The 19,792-nt window shown below is 52.7% G+C and carries 21 protein-coding genes and 2 pseudogenes; 21 read left to right on the forward strand and 2 right to left on the reverse strand.

Annotated elements, in window-relative coordinates; genetic code table 11:
* The first annotated feature begins 20 nt into the window (after positions 1-20).
* The 6 genes and pseudogenes from hisF (at position 21) to trxB (ending at position 6,349) form a co-directional block, all read left to right on the forward strand.
* Positions 21-779: an imidazole glycerol phosphate synthase subunit HisF gene (gene hisF, locus P0X86_RS00465; RefSeq protein ID WP_096777122.1), complete on the forward strand. Its 759-nt coding sequence runs from the start codon at positions 21-23 to the stop codon at positions 777-779.
* The gene (hisIE, locus tag P0X86_RS00470) at positions 776-1,477 is read left to right on the forward strand and encodes a bifunctional phosphoribosyl-AMP cyclohydrolase/phosphoribosyl-ATP diphosphatase HisIE (protein ID WP_277747476.1); all 702 of its coding nucleotides are present in this window, start codon (positions 776-778) and stop codon (positions 1,475-1,477) included. Before hisF ends, hisIE begins: the two co-directional genes overlap by 4 nt.
* Before the next feature lie 11 nt (positions 1,478-1,488).
* Complete coding sequence (hisJ, locus tag P0X86_RS00475; protein WP_277747477.1) at positions 1,489-2,328, forward strand: histidinol-phosphatase HisJ; 840 nt, start codon at positions 1,489-1,491, stop codon at positions 2,326-2,328.
* A 164-nt stretch (positions 2,329-2,492) separates the two neighbouring features.
* Positions 2,493-3,443, forward strand: a complete 951-nt coding sequence (locus tag P0X86_RS00480; RefSeq protein WP_012818404.1) for a ribose-phosphate diphosphokinase — start codon at positions 2,493-2,495, stop codon at positions 3,441-3,443.
* Between the two features lie 144 nt (positions 3,444-3,587).
* Positions 3,588-5,271 (forward strand): annotated as a pseudogene (locus P0X86_RS00485) (tetratricopeptide repeat protein).
* 123 nt (positions 5,272-5,394) lie between these two features.
* A pseudogene (gene trxB, locus P0X86_RS00490) lies at positions 5,395-6,349 on the forward strand (thioredoxin-disulfide reductase).
* A gap of 121 nt (positions 6,350-6,470) precedes the next feature.
* On the opposite strand, the gene P0X86_RS00495 reads toward trxB, so the two are convergent.
* Positions 6,471-6,953, reverse strand: coding sequence for a spore coat protein (locus P0X86_RS00495; protein ID WP_096777125.1), 483 nt, complete (start codon positions 6,951-6,953; stop codon positions 6,471-6,473).
* Between the two features lie 85 nt (positions 6,954-7,038).
* Positions 7,039-7,494 (reverse strand): GNAT family N-acetyltransferase, encoded by a 456-nt coding sequence (locus P0X86_RS00500; protein ID WP_012818408.1) that lies wholly within the window; start codon positions 7,492-7,494, stop codon positions 7,039-7,041.
* A 187-nt stretch (positions 7,495-7,681) separates the two neighbouring features.
* Between P0X86_RS00500 and P0X86_RS00505 the strand changes: the two genes are divergently transcribed.
* From P0X86_RS00505 to P0X86_RS00575, 15 genes are all read left to right on the forward strand, one after another.
* A complete protein-coding gene (locus P0X86_RS00505; RefSeq protein ID WP_277747478.1) occupies positions 7,682-8,500 on the forward strand; it encodes a methyltransferase domain-containing protein in 819 nt (272 codons plus the stop codon).
* A gap of 123 nt (positions 8,501-8,623) precedes the next feature.
* Positions 8,624-8,965, forward strand: coding sequence for a DUF2642 domain-containing protein (locus P0X86_RS00510; protein WP_277747479.1), 342 nt, complete (start codon positions 8,624-8,626; stop codon positions 8,963-8,965).
* A 277-nt stretch (positions 8,966-9,242) separates the two neighbouring features.
* Positions 9,243-9,737 (forward strand): GNAT family N-acetyltransferase, encoded by a 495-nt coding sequence (locus P0X86_RS00515; RefSeq protein WP_036662817.1) that lies wholly within the window; start codon positions 9,243-9,245, stop codon positions 9,735-9,737.
* Positions 9,738-9,781: 44 nt separating this feature from the next.
* Positions 9,782-10,351, forward strand: coding sequence for a GNAT family N-acetyltransferase (locus tag P0X86_RS00520; RefSeq protein WP_277747480.1), 570 nt, complete (start codon positions 9,782-9,784; stop codon positions 10,349-10,351).
* Between the two features lie 120 nt (positions 10,352-10,471).
* The gene (locus P0X86_RS00525) at positions 10,472-10,885 is read left to right on the forward strand and encodes a hypothetical protein (protein ID WP_277747481.1); all 414 of its coding nucleotides are present in this window, start codon (positions 10,472-10,474) and stop codon (positions 10,883-10,885) included.
* Positions 10,886-11,178: 293 nt separating this feature from the next.
* Positions 11,179-12,285 (forward strand): VanZ family protein, encoded by a 1,107-nt coding sequence (locus P0X86_RS00530; RefSeq protein ID WP_096777131.1) that lies wholly within the window; start codon positions 11,179-11,181, stop codon positions 12,283-12,285.
* 35 nt (positions 12,286-12,320) lie between these two features.
* On the forward strand, positions 12,321-13,007 hold the full coding sequence (locus tag P0X86_RS00535) for a cytochrome c oxidase subunit 3 family protein (RefSeq protein ID WP_277747483.1): 687 nt from the start codon (positions 12,321-12,323) through the stop codon (positions 13,005-13,007).
* Positions 13,008-13,055: 48 nt separating this feature from the next.
* Positions 13,056-13,532, forward strand: a complete 477-nt coding sequence (locus P0X86_RS00540; protein ID WP_277747484.1) for a hypothetical protein — start codon at positions 13,056-13,058, stop codon at positions 13,530-13,532.
* Positions 13,533-13,716: 184 nt separating this feature from the next.
* Positions 13,717-14,178, forward strand: coding sequence for an NUDIX domain-containing protein (locus P0X86_RS00545; protein ID WP_012818419.1), 462 nt, complete (start codon positions 13,717-13,719; stop codon positions 14,176-14,178).
* A 70-nt stretch (positions 14,179-14,248) separates the two neighbouring features.
* Positions 14,249-14,452 (forward strand): DUF4177 domain-containing protein, encoded by a 204-nt coding sequence (locus P0X86_RS00550; RefSeq protein WP_009595662.1) that lies wholly within the window; start codon positions 14,249-14,251, stop codon positions 14,450-14,452.
* Positions 14,453-14,477: 25 nt separating this feature from the next.
* Positions 14,478-15,227 carry a DUF3891 family protein gene (locus tag P0X86_RS00555; RefSeq protein ID WP_277747485.1) on the forward strand — a complete coding sequence of 250 codons (750 nt, stop codon included), beginning with the start codon at positions 14,478-14,480 and terminating at the stop codon, positions 15,225-15,227.
* A gap of 103 nt (positions 15,228-15,330) precedes the next feature.
* A complete protein-coding gene (locus P0X86_RS00560; protein ID WP_009595674.1) occupies positions 15,331-15,507 on the forward strand; it encodes a hypothetical protein in 177 nt (58 codons plus the stop codon).
* 318 nt (positions 15,508-15,825) lie between these two features.
* Positions 15,826-16,023, forward strand: coding sequence for a hypothetical protein (locus P0X86_RS00565; RefSeq protein ID WP_012818421.1), 198 nt, complete (start codon positions 15,826-15,828; stop codon positions 16,021-16,023).
* Between the two features lie 219 nt (positions 16,024-16,242).
* On the forward strand, positions 16,243-19,323 hold the full coding sequence (locus P0X86_RS00570) for a hybrid sensor histidine kinase/response regulator (RefSeq protein WP_277747486.1): 3,081 nt from the start codon (positions 16,243-16,245) through the stop codon (positions 19,321-19,323).
* Positions 19,324-19,359: 36 nt separating this feature from the next.
* Positions 19,360-19,728 carry a LytR/AlgR family response regulator transcription factor gene (locus tag P0X86_RS00575; protein ID WP_277747487.1) on the forward strand — a complete coding sequence of 123 codons (369 nt, stop codon included), beginning with the start codon at positions 19,360-19,362 and terminating at the stop codon, positions 19,726-19,728.
* Positions 19,729-19,792: the final 64 nt, after the last annotated feature.

Raw genomic sequence — 19,792 nt, forward strand, 5'->3', positions numbered from 1 at the left:
TAGGGGAAGAGGGGAAAGGCATGCTGGCAAAACGGATCATACCTTGCCTGGACGTGAAAGACGGCCGGGTGGTGAAGGGCGTAAACTTTGTGAATCTCCGCGATGCGGGCGATCCCGTGGAATTGGCGGCGCTCTACGACCGGGAAGGCGCAGATGAGCTTGTCTTTTTGGATATATCGGCTTCGGTCGAAGGCAGGGCGACGATGGAAGAAGTCGTTCGGAGAACGGCAGGGGAAATCGCCATTCCTTTTACCGTGGGCGGAGGCATTTCGTCCGTGGAGGACATGAAGCGGATTCTGCGGGCGGGCGCGGATAAAATCGGAATGAATACGGCGGCGGTCAAGCAACCGGAGCTCATCTCGGCCGGGGCGCGCAAATTCGGGTCCCAATGCATCGTCGTGGCGATCGACGCCAAGTACAACGATGCGTGGGGAGAATGGGAAGTGTACACGCACGGCGGACGTACGCCTTCCGGCATCAAGGCGCTTGATTGGGTGAAGCAGGCGGAAAGCCTGGGTGCGGGCGAGATTCTGTTGACCAGCATGGATGCGGACGGAACGAAGGACGGCTTCGATCTGCCGCTGACATCGGCCGTCGCCTCGACCGTTCAGATCCCGGTCATTGCGTCCGGCGGCGCCGGCAAAGAGGATCACTTCTATGACGTATTCACTCAGGGCAAGGCGGATGCGGGTCTTGCCGCCACGATTTTCCACTATAAAGAGATCTCGATCCCTCATCTCAAGTTGCAGCTTAGCCAAAAAGGAGTGGATATACGGTGAGCGAAGATATGTTGAAAGATTTATCCCTGGAGCAGGTCAGCGAGCATATCCGTTGGGATGGCGCGGGCCTGGTGCCGGCGATTGTACAGGATGCAGAGAGCAAGCAGGTGCTGATGATGGCTTATATGAACCGGGAATCGCTGCGATTGACGCTGGAGAGCGGCGAGACTTGGTTCTGGAGCCGTTCGCGCGAAGAGCTGTGGCATAAGGGGGCAACTTCCGGAAATGTACAGAGCGTGGTATCGATGACATACGATTGCGACGGAGACACCCTCTTGCTGCAGGTGAATCCGAATGGACCTGCCTGTCATACCGGACAAACGACCTGCTTCCACAATGAGATTACCGTTCAAGGGCAGGAGAGCGAGCCTGCGAGCGAGGGGACGGCTGCGTCCGGCGAGCGCTTCGCGGTACTTGCCGAGCTGGAAGAGGTCATTGCCCAGCGTGAAGTGGAACGGCCGGAAGGGGCCTATACGACCTACCTGTTCGATAAAGGCGTGGACAAAATCCTTAAGAAGGTGGGCGAAGAAGCTTCCGAAACGATCATCGCCGCCAAAAATAAAGACAACGCCGAGCTGAAGCTTGAAGTCAGCGATCTGATCTATCACCTGCTGGTACTCCTTCAGGAGCGGAAGCTCCCGCTGGATGAGATCATGGATGAGCTGAGCCGCCGGCATGAACGGCCGCGCCGCGATTAGGAGGCTTACCGATGCATATTGATTACCATACCCATCATGCCCGGTGCGGACATGCCGAAGGGCAGCTGGAGGAGTATGTACGGCGCGCCATCGAACTCGGGATGGATCAACTGGGTTTATCGGACCATATGCCTTTGATACACGTGAATCCGGAGGCATACTATCCGGAGATGGCCATGCCGATGGACGAGCTGCCGCGTTACGTGGAAGAATGCCTGCAGCTGAAGGAGCGCTACAGAGGGCAGATTGACATTCGGATCGGACTCGAAGGCGATTATATCGAGGGCTATGAAGAACAGATCGAGCGGATCGTGAAGGACTATCCGTGGGATTATGTCATCGGATCGGTTCATTTTCTTGGCGAATGGGACATCACGGATTACCGCCAGACCCAGGGCTGGGAGGGCAAGGATCCACTTGAAGTCTATCGACAATATTATGATGCGGTGCAGAAGGCTGCCGCAACCGGCTTCTACGATATCATGGGACATCTGGACGTGATCAAGCGGTTCGGTTATGGGCCGGGCCCCGAACAGAAGCCGGACGTGATCGCATTGGAGCAAGCAGCGCTTGCGGCCGTGGCCCGGAGCGGGAAGGCGATGGAGCTGAACGCATCCGGTTTATCGAAGGCCTGCGAGGAGATGTTTCCAAGCCGGCGAATGCTGGAGGAAGCGATCAAGCAGGGCATTCCGTTGACTTTAGGGTCGGATGCTCATCAGCCCATGAAGCTTGGCGAGCATCTGGATCAGGCCCGGGCACTGTTGTCGGAGCTTGGCGTTCGGGAGCTTGCGACCTTCCGTAACCGGAAGCGGGAGATGGTGCTTTGGAATGTGGAAGGAAACGATGTATAATAAAGACAAGCACTAATTGCAAACAGGTTCATTGCAGACGGCTGTTTTCCCCTCCAGACTACCCTCGACGGGTTGCGGAGGCGGGAACGGCCTGATTTGACGATAACGCTTTCAATCCATCGTTGCATCGGCCGACTACTAACCACTCTCGTCAGGAGGTCCTCATGTATCGTTCATTACGATTGTTCGCCGGAACTTCCAATCCGGCGCTTGCCGCCAGCATCAGCCAGCAGTTGGGCGTTGAATTGGGAAAGATCAAGATTTCCCGCTTTCAAAGCGGCGAGGTTTATGTCCACTATGAAGAAAGCATCCGCAATTGCGACGTTTTTCTGCTGCAGTCCTTTTCTCACCCTATCAACGAAATGTTCGTAGAGCTGCTCGTGATGATCGATGCCGCCAAGCGTGCTTCCGCCAGAACGATCAACATCATTGTTCCGTATTACGGTTATGCCAGACAGGAACGAAAGGCCGCGCCGCGAGAGCCGATATCGGCCAAAATGGTAGCCGACGTGCTGACCACAGCCGGTGCCAACCGCGTGATAACCATTGATCTGCATGCACCTGCCATCCAGGGGTTCTTCAATATACCGGTGGATCATCTGACCGCGCTGGATTTGATTACGGAGTATCTGAAGTCCAAGAATATCGAGAATCCGGTTATCGTTTCTCCCGATGCCGGACGGGCGAAGACGGCCGAGAAGCTTTCGAGCCGCCTAGGATCGCCGTTTGCCATGATGGTCAAGCAGCGTCCTGCCCATAACGAAGCGGTTATAACCCATGTCATTGGGGACGTGGCGGGACGCACGCCGATTATTATCGAAGACTTGATTGACACGGGAACCACCATCGTGCAGGTGGTGGAAAGCTTAAAGGAACGGGGGGCCAATGATGCCATTGTGTGCGCGACCCATGGCCTGTTCTCCGGTGAAGCACTTGACCGTCTCGACCATGCTCATATCGAGGAGATCGTGGTCACGGACTCCATCGTGCTCCCGGACCATCACTGCAAGATGCGGTTAAAGGTGCTGTCTGTTGCGCCTATGCTGGCCCAGGCCACTCACATTATCATCGAGGGCGGATCGATCGCCACTTTATTCAAAGACGCCGGTGTGTAAACTGGTGTCTTTTTTTCTGCAAATGACGTCGTAACTTGTGTTATACTGTTGTGGATAGAGGAGCAAGTTAAAGGAGGTGCCTTGCTTTTCGTGAATGGTCATCCATATGGGTCCAGTGACCCCCACAATGTTATATCTATCGAAATGAATGCAAATTTCTTCTTCGATCGCGCGGTTCGTTCGCTAGATCGTTACCAATATGACAAGGCTCTGAAATATTTTCGCAAAGCTGTTGAATATGAACCCGATAATCCGGTGAATCATTGCAATATGGCGGGTATATTATCAGAGACGGGAGATTATAAAGCTTCCAACGATGTGCTGGCTCATATTCTGGAGCAGGTTGACCCGTTGATGACGGAATGCTATTTCTATATGGCGAACAATTATGCCAATATGGAACAGTTTGAGAAGGCGGAAGAAGCGCTTGTCACCTATCTGGAGGAAGATCCTAACGGTCAATTTCTGGATGAGGCCGAGGAAATGATGGAGCTGCTCCATTACGAGTTGAATCGTCCTGCCAAGCTGAACCGGATCAAGAGCCGCGAAGGCGTGGTCGAACATGAGCATGCCCGGGCACTGCTGGAGGAAGGGAAATTCGCCCAAGCGGTCAAGCTGTTAGAGGAAATCGTCAAGGATAATCCGGATTTTCTGGCTGCGCGCAACAATTTGGCCCTGGCTTACTACTATATGGGACGTTTCGATACCGCGAAGCGCACCATTGGCGAGGTGCTGGATCAGGAGCCGGGCAATCTGCACGGTTTATGCAATCTGGCCATCTTCTTTCAGCATGAGGGAAATCAGGAGCAGCGCGACCGATTGATGGACATGCTAACGGTAACGGTTCCGTTTCATCTGGAGCATGTGTTTAAGCTTGCTACGACGATGGGCATATTGGGGCAGCACGAAATTGCCTACGGTCATTTTCGCCGATTGCTGAAAGAGGATGAGTTTAACGGAGATCCAAGCCTGTATCATTATACGGCCGTTGCGGCCTGCAACAGCGGTTATTACGACAAGGCCGAGAAATATTGGCGGCAGGCGCTGAAGCTGGACGGAGATTCGGTGATTCCGGATTTCTATTTGGCCCAGCTGCAAAAGCGTAAAGAAACCGGTACCGATCAGATGAAAGTGAGTTACCACTATCACCTTCCGTTCGAAGAGCAGTTCAAACGCTGGGAGCATGACGGCGATAAACTGACGGAGGAAGCGAAGCAGAATCCGCTGATTCGTTCATCGTTCTTCTGGGCGCTCCGGCATGGCGATCCCCAGACCAAGCTGCAGGTGATCCGGACGCTGGAATTGATCGCCGATGAAGAGGTGCAGCATGCGCTGCAATCGTTCCTGCAAGGAACCGGGAGAGGACGCGGAGCTGAAGGATGCCGCCCGCCTGGTGCTCCAGCAGATGGAGGCCGCAAGCAATCGGTTGAAGGAGCGTCGCGACGATCGCGATTTATCCGGGGGCAAGACCCGCGAGGTGCTGCCGGATTGGCTGCCTTCCTGGAAGGCGGTGCTGGAGAAGGCCGAGCAAACCATGGACATGCGGGTTGACGCCTTTTGGAAAAAAGAGATGGAGAATCTCTGGTCCGAATTCCTGAGCCGGCTGTACCCGGATATTCCGAACATTCGGAATGTCGAGGGCTGGGCAGCGGCATTGGAATATCTGACGGCCAAGAAGCGCGGACGTACCCTGACTTATGAACAGGTGGCTGTCCGTTACGGGATTTCCCCATCCACCGTGAGCCGTTATGCACGTCAAATGGATAGCGTATGTGAAACGAAAGCACAACCGGATGATAGTTTCCGGCCATTTACGGAAAACATTTAAGTAAGAGCCCATATTCGGATACTTAGGAGACCTTGGTACATGATGGTACATGAAGATTCCGTAAGTCCTGAATAGGATAATAGCATGCAACAGAAATCGACACCTTAAAGGAGGCCGTATTCTATGTACAAATCAATCGTAATCGGAACAGGACCTGCCGGATTGACGGCAGCCATCTACTTGGCACGCGCAAACCTGAAGCCGCTCGTGATCGAAGGAATGCAACCGGGAGGCCAGCTGACGACAACGACGGAGGTCGAGAACTTCCCTGGATTCCCGCAGGGCATCATGGGTCCCGAGCTGATGGATAATATGCGTCAACAAGCGGAACGCTTCGGTGCAGAGTTCAAGAGTGCCTGGGTCGAGTCCGTTGATTTCTCCGAGCGTCCGTTCAAGGTGAATGTCGAGGGTATGGGCGAGCTTCTGGCCGAGTCCGTGATTATCTCGACGGGAGCTTCCGCGAAGTATCTCGGAATTCCGGGAGAGCAGGAGAACGTTGGACGGGGCGTAAGTACATGCGCCACATGCGACGGGTTCTTCTTCCGCGGGAAAAAAATCATTGTCATCGGCGGCGGCGACTCCGCAATGGAGGAGGCCAGCTTCCTGACGCGTTTCGCTTCCAGCGTAACGGTGGTGAACCGCCGCACCGAGCTGCGTGCATCTAAGATCATGCAGGATCGCGCGCGCGAGAACGAGAAGATCCAGTGGGCTTTGGACCGCACGCCGGTTGAGGTGGTAACCAGCGAAACCGGAGTTAAAGGGCTGAAGGTCCGCAACAACGAAACGGGCGAGGAAGAATTGATCGAAGCAGAAGGCGTGTTCGTGGCCATCGGACATACGCCGAACACGGGCTTCCTCGGCAATCAGATCACAACCGATCCGACCGGCTACATCCTGGTTAAACCAGGAACGACCGAGACGAACATCCCGGGCGTATTCGCCTGCGGCGACGTTCAGGATACGCGTTATCGCCAAGCCATCACGGCTGCAAGGAACAGGCTGTATGGCCGCTATGGATTGCGAGAAATATCTCGAGGGCCACATGGTCCATGATTGGAGCGAGACGCTGAATAAGTAATTCCTTGCCTAAGGGATTATCTATTGGAAAGAAGAAGCCCCAGAGCTATACGGCGGACGGGTTTGCGAGAGAACATCTCGTAAAATCCGTACCTGTTTAGCCAGGGGCTTTTTTTGCTGAGTTACAAGCTCAGCGCTTTGTTCGCATTTTTCACGTCATTCTCCAGCAGCTGCTTCAAATTGTAAGACGGATACAGGCCGCGCGCATACATGAAGTAGAAGATTTTTCCGTGCAGTTCAATGGCTTTGTTCAACTGCTTCTGAAGTGTTTCTCTTACGCTTGGAGTTGCTGCCTCGGTAATGGCAATGGCGTAGCTTCGGACCGAGGTTTTGGCAAACCCCAGCAGATGACCTGCGTAATACGCCGTCAGATCGGGACCGGAGAGACTGCGGGTTCCCGTGGGCGCTTCCGAATAATAAGGCAGAAGCTCCTTCAGGTTCTGTTCAACCCCTTGAATCGCTTCCATATACAGTCCATGGAGCTCCGGGTCTTTGATATCATGCACTGACATCTTGAACGCCATCAAGTGATTCGCCTGAAAGGCAGTTAATTCATGAATCTCCAGTGTTTCGTGCCAAGCGAGATGTCTCGGATTGTGACTCATGCTCAATAGGTTCTCCTCCAAAAATCAATATGCGATAGCCTATTCACCGAATGGAGGAACGGTGCATAGCACAACCCGAATCACCTTACAAATCTAAGGACATCCGCACCATGTCCCGGAGCCGCATGCCGTTCTCGTAAATTTCTTCATCATAATGACGGACAAAAAAGTCCCGGTCGATGCCTGTCATTCGAAATCCGCATTTCTGGTACAGCGCCAGCTGTGCCACCCCGGTACTTCCTGTTCCTACTTCAATCGTGGCATATCCGAGCTCCCGGGCCTGATCAACGGCATGATTCACGAGCTGTTTGCCATAGCCCCGGCCGTGCAGATTCTCGCTTACGGCAACGTTCACCAGCTCGATGGTATCGGGTCTGGTGGGCAGCAGGACATAGACCCCGATGGGTTGTGAGCTTTCTTCAGCGACATAGCAGTGACCGCGGTTTACGTATTCTTTGACAAGCCTTATCGATGGATCCGCAAGAAGGAGCAGGTCCATAGGGGGCGTTTCTTCATGAGTATTCAGCTTTCTAATGTTCACGAGCGTTCTCCCTTATGATTTCGATAGTGGTGTTACAAACAGGTTTATTGTACCACGCCTGCATCGCCAAGTTCCTGGAATTGGATGATTTCAACGGGCGGTTGAATTCTTCCGGGATTCAATGACCAGGTTATTGTATGCCCCGCGCAACGTCCCTACAATGTGGTTATATAGGAGCGTGATCCATATGAGAGACATGTTGGCCAAAAATATTAATCGTTACCGTAAAGAACGAAGACTTACCCAGGAAGGATTGGCGCATAAGCTGGGCGTTACGTTCCAGGCGGTATCCAAATGGGAGACCGGGCAGACCATGCCCGATATCGCGCTGCTTCCGGAGCTGTCCCGGCTGCTGGACGTCAGCATCGATAAGCTGTTTGGTTATTCTTCGACGGGCAAGCCGATCAGCATCTATGAAGAAGAGTACAAAACGCCGGAGTACTATTGGGGCACGGAACCGAACGCAGCCTGTTATCAGGTGCTTGAAATGATCCCGCCGACAAAAAGAGTAAGGCTGCTGGATATCGGGTGCGGGGAAGGGAAGGATGCCGTGTTTTTTGCCCGCAACGGGTATGAGGTCACGGCATTCGACGTTTCGGATGCGGGGATCGAGAAAACGAAGCGATTGGCCGATCACATCGGGGTACACGTGAACGTATTCAAGGCGGACATATCGGATTACCGTCTGGATTCGGAGTTTGACGTGCTGTATTCCAGCGGCGTGCTGCATTATATCCGACCCGAGTATCGCGAGGAGATTTTTGCCAATTACAAAAAATTTACCTCGGCAGAGGGATTCCACTGCCTGAATGTATTCGTGCAGAAGCCGTTCATTGCGCCTCCTCCCGAGGATGAGCCGTATGCTTATGACTGGAAGTCCGGAGAGCTTATGATGCATTATCACGATTGGCTGATTCACAGCTGCCCGGAGGTCATTTTTGATTGCAACTCATCGGGTATACCGCACCGGCATGCGATGAGTAAGTTGATTGCTCAGAAGGCGTAACGGGCGGCGATGGAGATCAAAGCCATCCTTGCTTTTTTATACAAATATGAGAGGGATAACATAGGCGACCCTTTCCGGTCATACATAAAGGTGTAGGGTTCAAATCGCAAGGGAGGTCTGACATTGAACAACCATGTCAACGCAGCCGGTTATCCGGCGCCGTCTGCAGGTTATGCAACGGGGTACCCTGCCTATCCTCCGCCCCAGCCCATACCGCCGTATTACGCGCCCCGAACGCCGGCAATCCCGCAGCCGGTGAACTACGCAGCGTTGGTTGAACCGGTATTTACTGACCATCTGCTCCGGCATAAAGGGGCCAAGGTGGTCATCATGACCACCGCGGGGAAAGTAGAGGGGGTTTTATCCGGGGTGGTGGTCGACCATGTCCAACTGACGATCGGGGATAACAAAGCACTGCATATTCGGCTGGCCGAAGTGGTGTACTTCGAGGGAGTTCCATTCTGACAAACAGGGATCCAAAATAGTTTAAACGAAAAAATACCGGCTGATAGGGCAGGATTAGACCGGTGAATCGCCAATTCATAGAGTACAGATCCGAAGGCGTTCCGATGGGGACGTCTTTTTATTCGATTGCAATTGAGGCCGAACGATTGGATGGGTCGGTATGGAGGAACGATGGAGATGATTCTAGATCATTTCGGGACGGTCCGATTTGGCTGCGGAAAGACTCGCGTTACGGACGGCGCTGACAGAGATGATCTAGGCGGAAAGGGAGATGTACATGAATTCATATCATATTCGAGTCGCAGGCCGGGAGGACGCACCCTTTTTGCGGGAGATGCTGTACGAGTCCCTGTATGTGCCCGAGGGAGGGGAGCCTTTTAGCCGGGATATTCTTGAGGAGCCGTTCATGAAAAAATACGTGGAGGACTGGGGGCGCGCGGGCGATCTGGGCTACATTGCCGTGAATGCAGCTGGCAAGCCGTCAGGCTCAATTACAATCCGGTATTTTGATGAAGGGAACAAAGGGTTCGGTTACGTGAGCGATGACATCCCGGAGCTGGGCATGGCGCTGATTCCCGAATCCCGCGGGCAAGGGCTAGGAACCGCCCTGATGAAGGAATTGTTCAGAGGGATGAAGGAGCGGGGGATTCAAAAGGTATCGTTAAGCGTCGCTCCGGACAATGCCGCAGCTATGAAATTGTATGAGCGTTTCGGATTCCAGGAGGCAGGCATGTGCGGAACCTCTATTACGATGGTTGCGGATGTAATCTGAAACGAACAATGGGATGATCCCATAAGAAGGATGGAGGAATAACGATGCTGGTATATGAGGCAGGGCCGATTACGGTTCGCGAGCTGGAGGAGAAAGATGAATCGTCCTTAGCTTCTTGGCTGTCCAATCCGGATGTGCTGCAGTATTACGAGGGACGGGACAATCCTCACGACGTGGAGCGGGTGCGGGAGCATTTCTATGTGGATGATGATGAGACTCGCTGCATTATCGAATATGAGGGGAAACCGATCGGGTATATCCAGTTCTATCTTCTCGATGAAGATACGTTAGGCGAGTATGGGTATGACGGGAACGATGCGGTCGGCAGAACATTCGCCACGGATCAATTCATCGGGGAGCCGGATTATTGGAATCGAGGCATCGGTACGAAGCTTATGACTTCCATGGTGGATTACCTCGTGTTTCAGAGGCAGGCCGACCGAATCGTGATGGACCCGCAGGCTTGGAATGAACGGGCCATCGCTTGTTACGAGAAGTGCGGCTTTCGGAAGGTCAGGCTGCTGGAGAAGCATGAACGGCATGAAGGAGAGCTGCGGGACTGCTGGATTATGGAGTATCGGACGGAGCGCGGCAGATCCGGTCCGAGTCGATGATGACCACCAACAATCCTCCATTATTTGAAAAGTTGAAAAACCATTTCATTCTTTTGCTCGTTATCATGTATATAAGCCTAATCGAGATAGCTGGTCGTTCCGCGTGAGGAGGGGTGTCCCGTGAATCGAAATAAAACCATGACCTTGATAGGTAAGGGTGAGTCTTGGAAAGCGACTTATGTCGTTTCCCATCAGGATAGGATCAATGCGAAGCTTACCGTGTTTCAGGATGCGCTTGGCGGAAGGCTGAAGCTTCAGTACTCGGGGAAGGAGCCTCTGGAACATGGGCAGATTAACTATCGGCTGGAGGACATGACGGGCCGCTTCCAGGAAGGCGGAATCGTCGTGGGGACCGACCATGCTGCCATGAAGGAGACCAAGGGTGCGCTGGATTTGGCGCATCTGCTCGATATGATGAACCCGAACAAGGATCTAACGATCCAGATAGAGTGGAATGGGCACCGTGAAGAATTCAAGCTGGGACTTCCGCGAAAGATTAGCTTTGGAAAAGCCGTCGGCAAACGGAAGGAATAACGGGACTTCATGGAAGCAGGGCTGGGGCCGACTCCCGCCAACATAAACGCGTAAGGCGGGAATAACGACCATGTTATTCCGATGACATTGAATCCATGCGTCTTGTATATGGTGACCTGCCCACACTGATGGTGTGGGTTATTCGGTTTGCGACGCGCGAGGCTGACAGGCATGTCGGCCTTGAAGCGGTTATGCGTTTTTTAAACGCATTTTAAACGAAGGGATCCCCGCCATTTAAACTTGGTCCTGTACTTTATAAGAAGTAGAACATCACGGAGGGAGTGAACGAGAGCATGCTGGAAGCCTATCTATTTCCGATATCCTATGCATTTTTAACCTTTCCCATAGCGGCTTTGCTGTGCGCAGTTCCCTTTCTGATCGTGCAGTATCGCAAATATGGTTATTTTAATAAATTCCGGGGATTTCTGCTGTATTTATTCCTGCTGTACATGATGAACGCAGTGTATCTTGTGCTCCTTCCTTTGCCTGCCTCGCGCCATAATGCTCCGATGGATGTGGCCTCGGTTATGCAGTGGATGCCGCTGAATTTCATACAGGACATCTTAAAGGAGACCAAAGTGGTATGGGGCGTGCCATCGACTTACACGCATTTGTTGAAGGAGAGAGCCTTCTTGCAGGTCGTGTTTAACGTCTTACTCGTGGTGCCGTTCGGCATGTTCCTTCGTTATTATGCGAGAGCGTCCTGGGTTGCGTGTCTGGCGGCCTCGTTCGGCTTGTCGTTGTTCTTTGAGGTAACCCAGGTGACCGGCATTTACGGCTTCTATGATCACCCGTACCGATTGTTTGACGTGGACGATCTGCTGATGAATACCCTGGGCGGAATGATGGGCCTCGTGCTGGCCGATTGGATGAAAAATCACCTGCCCCGCCTGGATCGTCTGGATGAGAAGGTGGATCTGTCGCAGAAGCGGGTCAGTTATACGCGCCGGGCCATTGCTTTTGGCATTGATGCAGCGGTCATACTGCCGATCATTGGCGTGCTGACCGTAATAAACGTGAGGGGTGCATACTTCTTTGCCGTGATTTTATATTATATCGTGCTGCCTTATATGATGCAGGGGCAGACGCTGGGGAAATGGGTCGTCCGGGTCCAGATCCGCGGAGCGGGCGAACATCTGAAGCTGAAGGAAGTGATTGTCCGCAACGGCCTGCTCTATGTGGTATGGGGCGGGTTCCATGCCTTGTTCATTACGGTTAATGTTACCGGTTCTAATGTCCTGCTTGCGATGTACGCGCTGGGGATATTGCTGCTGGACGCAGTTGTGTTCCTTCACGTGCTGTTATGTCTCATTCATCGCGACCGGAAGCTGCTGCATGAGGCCAAGAGTGGAACAAGGCTCGCTATCGTAGAGAATAAACCCGTGGATAAAGCGGATTAAAGCAGGTTACCACGGGTCTTCTTATTTGTTATAATGTGGAAAATGGATTCGTCGAGGAGGAGATACAACTGAAAGGCAAAATCCTCTCCATTTCTGCCATCATCCTGGGTTTGCTCTTCATTTCCAATCAGCATCTGGGCTATTCGTTCGGGGATGATCTGTTCCGCTGGGCAGGGATCTCTCCATGGACTAAGCAAGGCAACTATGGTCTTCATCTGCCCGTTATTGCAGGTCTTATCTTATTGACGATCGGCATTCTGCGGGTAACGAGCATTTATCGCCCGCTTTATCCGAAGATTTTGAGCCGGGTAATGATCGGCTGTGTCGCATGGATCGTCGTTTTTCCATTCGTGTCGGAGTCCATCATGTTTGTGGCGAATTTCAATTCGAGCGGAATATCCAGCGTCGCCTATACCAAAAAAGACAGCAAATGCGATTATCGTACAGAGAACGAGGCTATTCTGGCACGCTGTCAGATTCAAATTTACAGTTACGGCACCGAGCGGCAGGTAACGGTACGCCCGCTAAGCCTTGATATTGGCGGAAGGACGATTGATTTCGAGCCTAAGGTGGTTACGGTTCGGCCGCGAGGCCGGATAGAGATTCGCGAAACCTTTGACGGTTTCTTGGATCAGCCGGACCCTTCCTACAGTATGTCCGGCGGAACGAACGAGCCGGGCATCGAACTGATCGTCGATGGCAGGAGCAAGCAGGTGAAATAGCCTCCCGTTACGAACGAAGGTACATGACTCTGATATCCGAGGTGGACCATGCCGAATTTTCTTCGCACGGAAAGGTATATGAAAATATCGCTGATTACGCTTCTGTTGTTGGTCATGTGTTCATCGCCCGCTGCGCTTGCCTCATGGGCTTATTCGTTTGTCGTGAACGACGGGAAGATCTATGTCATGTCGGAAAATCCCGTGGAAGCGTCTGCGCTTGGAGACGTGGTGGGAAAGGTCACCTACCATACGGATCGGGAAGGGACCTACAGCGGTAACTTCTCCAATGTGTACCCGAAGGGTACGAAATACTATGCGGTCCAGGGAATCGCCCCCGAAACCGCCATAGCGGTTGAGACGCAGGCCGGCTATCTCATGGCTCATTATGAGGGCGAGTATGGGGGTGCCCGTGTTTCGTGGATGGTCATCAAGGATTGGATTGCCGCAGGGCTGATCCTGTTGATCGTTGGGTGCGTGGCGGTCATCGTATTAAAGAAGCGGAAGGATGGCTCATACAGGCGCTAGCAAAAAGAGCCGGACCGAGAGTTATGCTTCCAGCGCAAAACAAGCCGGTATTCTTTGAGCATGCTCATGGTATACCGGCTTGTTATCGGTTTGTACCAATATGCAGACAGTGGGTTCGCCTATAGAGGATTTATTTTTGCTACAATAGAAAATAGAAAGAAACGTTACGATAAGGAGATTGCCCATGAAACCGATTCGAAACTCGGCCAAAGCGATGATTGTCCGAGATCACCAAATCCTTTTAACGAAGAATGTAGACCAATGGGGGGACTTCTATCTGTTCCCTGGCGGCGGGCAAGAGAAGGGCGAAACCTTGGTGCAAGCCGTGGTTAGGGAGTGCCTGGAGGAAATCGGGCGCAGGGTGGAAGTTCAAGATCTGCTGCATGTCCGTGAATACATAGGGTCCAACCACGAGTTCGCGGAATGGGATTCCGACGTGCACCAAGTGGAGTTTTATTTTGAATGCCGTTTGGCGGATGAGGGGGATCTGTTTCAAGGACATAACCCGGATGAATACCAGGTGGGCGTGGAATGGATCGATTTGTCTTCATTGGATGGGATACGAATATATCCCCGCTCGCTGGTCAAGCCGCTGATGGATAAAGCGGGACGCTCAGCGGTTTGCTATGTCGGGGATACGAACTGATGGATGTCTGCAGGTTGGAAGGTCTCGAGGTTTGTTGTCAAAATCAATGGGATAACGGGGGATGCCGACTATGGATCAATGGGAATACAAAACGCTGAAATACAAAACCGGAGGATTCCTTGGGGGGAAAGTGAACGAAGAAGAATTCGAAGATTTACTGAACAGCTACGGGATTGACGGCTGGGAATTGATCTCGTGTTTCGATACGAGCGTGCATCAAGGCCAGTCCAGAGATATCATTGCCGTGATGAAACGAAAGGCTTATCTGGGGTAAGGACGAATCGAAGGGAGATGATCGGATGATCATTCGCGAGACGGAAGATGCTTTTGTTATGACGACCCAGGACGACCATGGCCGCTTCTCCGGCGATGTGGCCCGGGGCTTTCGGAGAGAGCTGTTTATGGATGAGACGGTTAAGGAAGAAGTGCTGCTGGCTATAACCGAGCATGACCGCGCCTGGCTTCGGATGGATGATACGCCGATCTGGAATGATGCAAGCCGGACTCCGTTCACTTTTATCGATTATCCGGTCATGCCAAAGATGCTGATGTATACCAAGGGCGTAGATGAGATCGAAGCGATGAGTCCGTATGCAGGGTATCTCTGCAGCCTTCATTTCGCGTCATTTATGAAAAACGCCACCGAAGCGCCGCTGGTGGAATTCTATCATGACGAGCTGGATCGGCAAAAACGGCTGCGTGATCATTATTCGTTTCCGGGCGAAGCCGTGATTCACAGGCAGTTTGGCCTGCTGCGGCTGTGCGACGACATCTCGCTCTATGTGAACATGAACGCGCCGGGTGTTTCCAAGGATCAGGAGCATCCATGGTTCAAAGAGGGCTTCGATATGACGATCGATGGGGAAAGGGTCTTGGCGGCCTGGGCCAGCGAACATGAGATCAGATTGAGTCCGTTTCTGTTCGAAGGAGCATGGTCGGCTACGGTGAAGTGGAAATACGTGCTGAAGGCGGAGATTGTTGCTCAGGGAGTGGCGAAGGCTTTTGATGGTGCGCCGTGGACCGAGCAGACGATAACTTTTATACGGTAGCCTGAATAAGCAATCATACTTCGCAGCCCAAAATATGATATGATCACGACAGCGGCACGTAGACTGGACAGACTTGATTCTGTAGGAATGTAGAGGATGAACAATGAAGAAAAAAGAATTTTTGATCGTGGCACTGCTTAATTTTTTGGCCGCGATAGCGTTCTTGGTGGTTGTTTTCATAACGGATCGAAGCTCATGGCAATGGGGATTCGGAATCGTTTCCTTGTTGTTTGCGATTGGTGGAGTAGGAAACTTGGTATTGCATGCCAAGAACAAATAACCCCCCTCCCCGCAGGGTGGTCCGGATTAGATTTCAGGAAAGAAGCATACACCAGGGAGCCGCAGGCTTCCTGGTTTTGTGCCGGTTCCAGGTTTTGATTTTATCAGCAGAAGGGGGAGGTTCCGATAACATGGATCATAAACGATTCATGTCTTTACTTGTGATCATATTTATGTGATAATATTCACAAATAAAAATCCGGCATCCATGATTGCTTTTTAATGGCGGTCGGCCGGGCTTCGATTCATCACAGCATGTTAACCGATATAGAAATGTCTTGATGTCGATGTTGTTTTAACAAGCAAAGGAGCGTTAATCATGAGGAATCATGGGATTTGTGTCAGCTGCGGCGGTAAGGTATATGCTGCCTCCAATCGTTGCGTTCAATGCGGAATACCGCAGCCGTCCGGTCCATCCAAACAAGCATTTATGCTGCAGGTCGCCGCGATGATCGGGGTCGGTTTGCTTATTTTTGCGGTCCCGGTAATTCTGCTGACCATGTGGGCGAAATATTAGTCCAATATGTAAATTGTATAAGTCAGCCCTTCTAGCAAGCCGTGAATCGGATTCATAAATGATGAATTCGCCACGGTTGGCAGGAGGGTTTTTTTCATGCTTGCAGAGAATAGTTTATAGGGGATTCTTCAATCTTGATTCCAAATGCCGATATTTGGGGTAGCTTTGCAGCTCTATGTTGGCAGAATCCTAACATTTATATAGAGAAGTAGGTCAGTCATGAACAAAAAACGGCGCGTGATGTTTGCGGGGTTGGCACTGGTTATACTCTTGCCCATATGGTTTATCGTTCGGTTTATCGTGACCCCGAATGTAAGTCCTGAAGCTTTCCAAGGAAGACTTGATTTAACAGCGTGGGACTTTTCGAAGGAAGGCGGGGTCCCGCTCAACGGGGAGTGGGAGTTCTATCGGGGACAGCTGTTAACCCCGGAGAGCTTTGGACAAGGAACACCGAATGAGAAGAAGCCGTCTCCCACAAGCGTCGTATCGATACCCGGCAAGTGGAACCGTTACGTTACGGAGAACGGCGAGTCCGGGCCAGAGGGTGTCGGAACGTTTAGGCTGGTTGTTCGATTAAAGGCGGAGGAAGGCATTTACGGCCTTCATACCGGCAACATACGGACGGCTAACCGGATCTTTATGAACGGTCAGGAGATCGGGGCCAGCGGCTCCCCCGGCATGTCGGAAGCGGGGAGCACACCGAACAATATTCCCTACGTCGGTTATGCCCAGATAAGCGGGAAGGAAGTTGAAATCCTGGTCCAGGTGACCAACTTTATCTATTCTTCAGGCGGCATCTATTCACCACTGATATTCGGGGATATGAAAGCGGTGATGAAGAGCCGTGAAACCGCCGTGTTTGTCGATCTGATGACCCTCGCGGGCTTCCTGATTCCTGCTATGTACTTTTTGCTGCTGTATCGAATGCAGCGGAACGAGAAAGCGCTCCTGTATCTGGGGCTCTTCTGTCTGTCCTCGATGATCTACGTGGCTACGCACGGCCAGAAGCTGTTGTCTTCGGTATGGCCCGATCTTTCATATGAATGGTTCATCCGGATTCAGCTGGTTTTTTCCGCCTTCGTGTATTATTTTTTGCTGCGGTATATAGCGGAAGCCGTTCATGGCCTTGTTCACCGATGGGCCCTGCGTTTAAGCAATGCGGCAACGATGATAGCCGTTGGAATCGGGCTTGCATTGCCCACGGTTGTCTTCTCGAAAATGGAGCCGGTCATTTATATGTTCTCGGTATTTATCATTGGATATATCACGTTCGTGATGGGAAGGGGAATTTGGCGAAGGTCTGCGGATACGGAATTTATGGTGATCGGCATTCTGAGCATTATGGTGGTGATTGCCGTCCATGTACTCAGCTTAATGGGAGTTTACAACAGCCTGGCCATCGTTCCGCTTGAGATGCTGCTGTTTGTGGTAACGCAGGCGATGCTGCTTGCTCAGCGCTTCTCCAGGGCGTTTACCGACGTAGACCAGCTTTCCCGAAGACTGCTGACCTTGGATGGTTTGAAGGACGAATTTATGGCGAATACATCGCATGAACTTCGAACCCCTCTGCATGGCATCGTGAATATTGCCCAGTCCCTGATGGACGGAAGCTCAGGCTCCGTGAGCGATCGACAGTCCAGGGAGTTGTCCATGATTGTGTCCACCGGCAAGCGGTTATCCACGCTCGTGAATGATATTCTCGATTTTAGCAAATTGAAAAATGGGGAGATTGTGCTTAAGCGGCAGCCGGTCGACCTGAAAGCCGTCACCCAATCCGTGCTCGAAGTGGTGACGCACCTTGCCGCGGGCAAACCGCTTTCCCTGAAGCAGGAATGGCCGGACAATCTGCCATGGCTGGATACCGATGAGGATCGATTGCGGCAAATTCTGTATAACCTGCTTGGGAATGCAGTGAAATTCACGGAGACGGGGACGGTACAGGTCACCGCGCATGCGCTGAACGGCCATGTGCGGATATCGGTGACGGATACGGGGATCGGCATCTCACCGGAGCGGCTGGTCGATGTGTTCAAATCCTACGATCAGATCGGATATGCATCCGATCGGGAATATAGCGGCACGGGCATCGGACTGAGCATTACGAAGAAACTGGTAGAGCTGGGCGGAGGGGAAATTTGGGCCGAGTCTATGCCCGGTGCGGGTTCAGCCTTTCACTTTATGCTGCCGTCTACGCAAATCCCCCCGCAGGCAACATGGGCCGGCTTCGGAGGAACGGGGGAAGTCCTGGTCGCCGCGGCAAAGGAACGCGTTCCCGAGCAGGATGAGCCTAGGCAGCATTCGAAGGGGTCTACCGTGCTGCTGGTTGACGATGATCCGGTTAATCTGCAGGTGCTTCGCAGCCTGCTATCGGCGGAAAATTACCATTTGATTACCGCAGGCAACGGAGCCCGGGCACTTGAGCACATCCGGTCGGGGCAAGGGATCGATTTGGTCATCACGGACTGGATGATGCCGGGGATGTCCGGATTGCAGCTGTGCATGACGGTCCGGCAGCAATTCACGCTCTTCGAGCTGCCCATGCTCATGCTGACAGCCCGAAGCTTGCCCGACGATGTTCGAACAGGCCTGCAGGCGGGGGCGAACGATTTCCTGAGAAAGCCGGTGGAAGCCGATGAGCTGCGAGCGAGGGTCCGGAATCTGCTGGAGCTCCGACGGTCCGTTCGGCAGACCATTTCGGCGGAGATGGCTTTCCTCCAAGCCCAGATCAAGCCGCACTTCATGTCGAACGCGTTGAATACCATTCTGGCCGTGCTGTATACGGATCCGGACAAAGCGACGCGGCTGCTGATCGAGCTGAGCCATTATCTGCGTGGCAGCTTCGACTTCCAGAACCGCGACCAGCTTGGCCCGCTGCAGAAGGAAATGGCCTTATTGCAGTCTTACTTGTTCCTGGAACAGGCGCGGTTCGAGGATCGTTTAACCGTTGAATATGATGTTCATGCGCCATTAGATGCCTTGGTACCGCCGCTCAGTATACAGCCGATCGTGGAAAACGCGGTGCGGCATGGGATTACGAAGCGGATATCCGGGGGAACGGTCCATATTTCCATTCATGAACGCGAAGAGCACATTACCATTTCCGTTTCGGATAACGGCGTCGGCATGAGCGAGGAGAAGGTTAACGCCTTGCTCTCCGCCGCGTCCGATTCGGATGGTGGCGTGGGGCTTCGAAACATACACGCCCGATTGCTTACGCTGTACGGCAAAGGCCTTCAAATCGAGAGTCGGCCCGGAAACGGTACTTCCGTAAGCTTTGAGGTGCCTTCTTCTCGTCCGTGATGTGACGAACAACGAATAGGGGGAGGGATTGACGACATGAAAGCCATCGTGATTGATGATGAGAATCCGGCGCTGATGCATATGCAGCGGCTCATTGAACGTGATGGGCGCCTGCAGGTGGCAGGCATGTTCACTCGGGCTCAGGATGCAATAGAGCAATGGCGATCCTGCAAGGCGGATGTTGTATTTTTGGACATCGATATGCCTGGAATGACCGGGCTGGAAGCAGGCGAAAGACTGGTACTGCTTGAGCCTGACGTTCATATCGTCTATGTGACGGCCGAAGCCGCGGATTCGCCGGAGTGGGGCGCCCGCCATTATTTATTGAAGCCGGTGGATCCGGAACGTTTCAGCCTCACGGTTACGCAGTTGGAGCAGCGCAGACATGAGCGGAGTTCCCTCTGATGGGCGGAACGCAATTCCGGAATTCGGGGTATTTTTTCGTTAAACTGGTCTTGTACCGGGATCC

It is taken from the genome of Paenibacillus sp. BR1-192 (assembly GCF_029542445.1).
GTDB lineage: Bacteria > Bacillota > Bacilli > Paenibacillales > Paenibacillaceae > Paenibacillus_AQ > Paenibacillus_AQ lautus_A.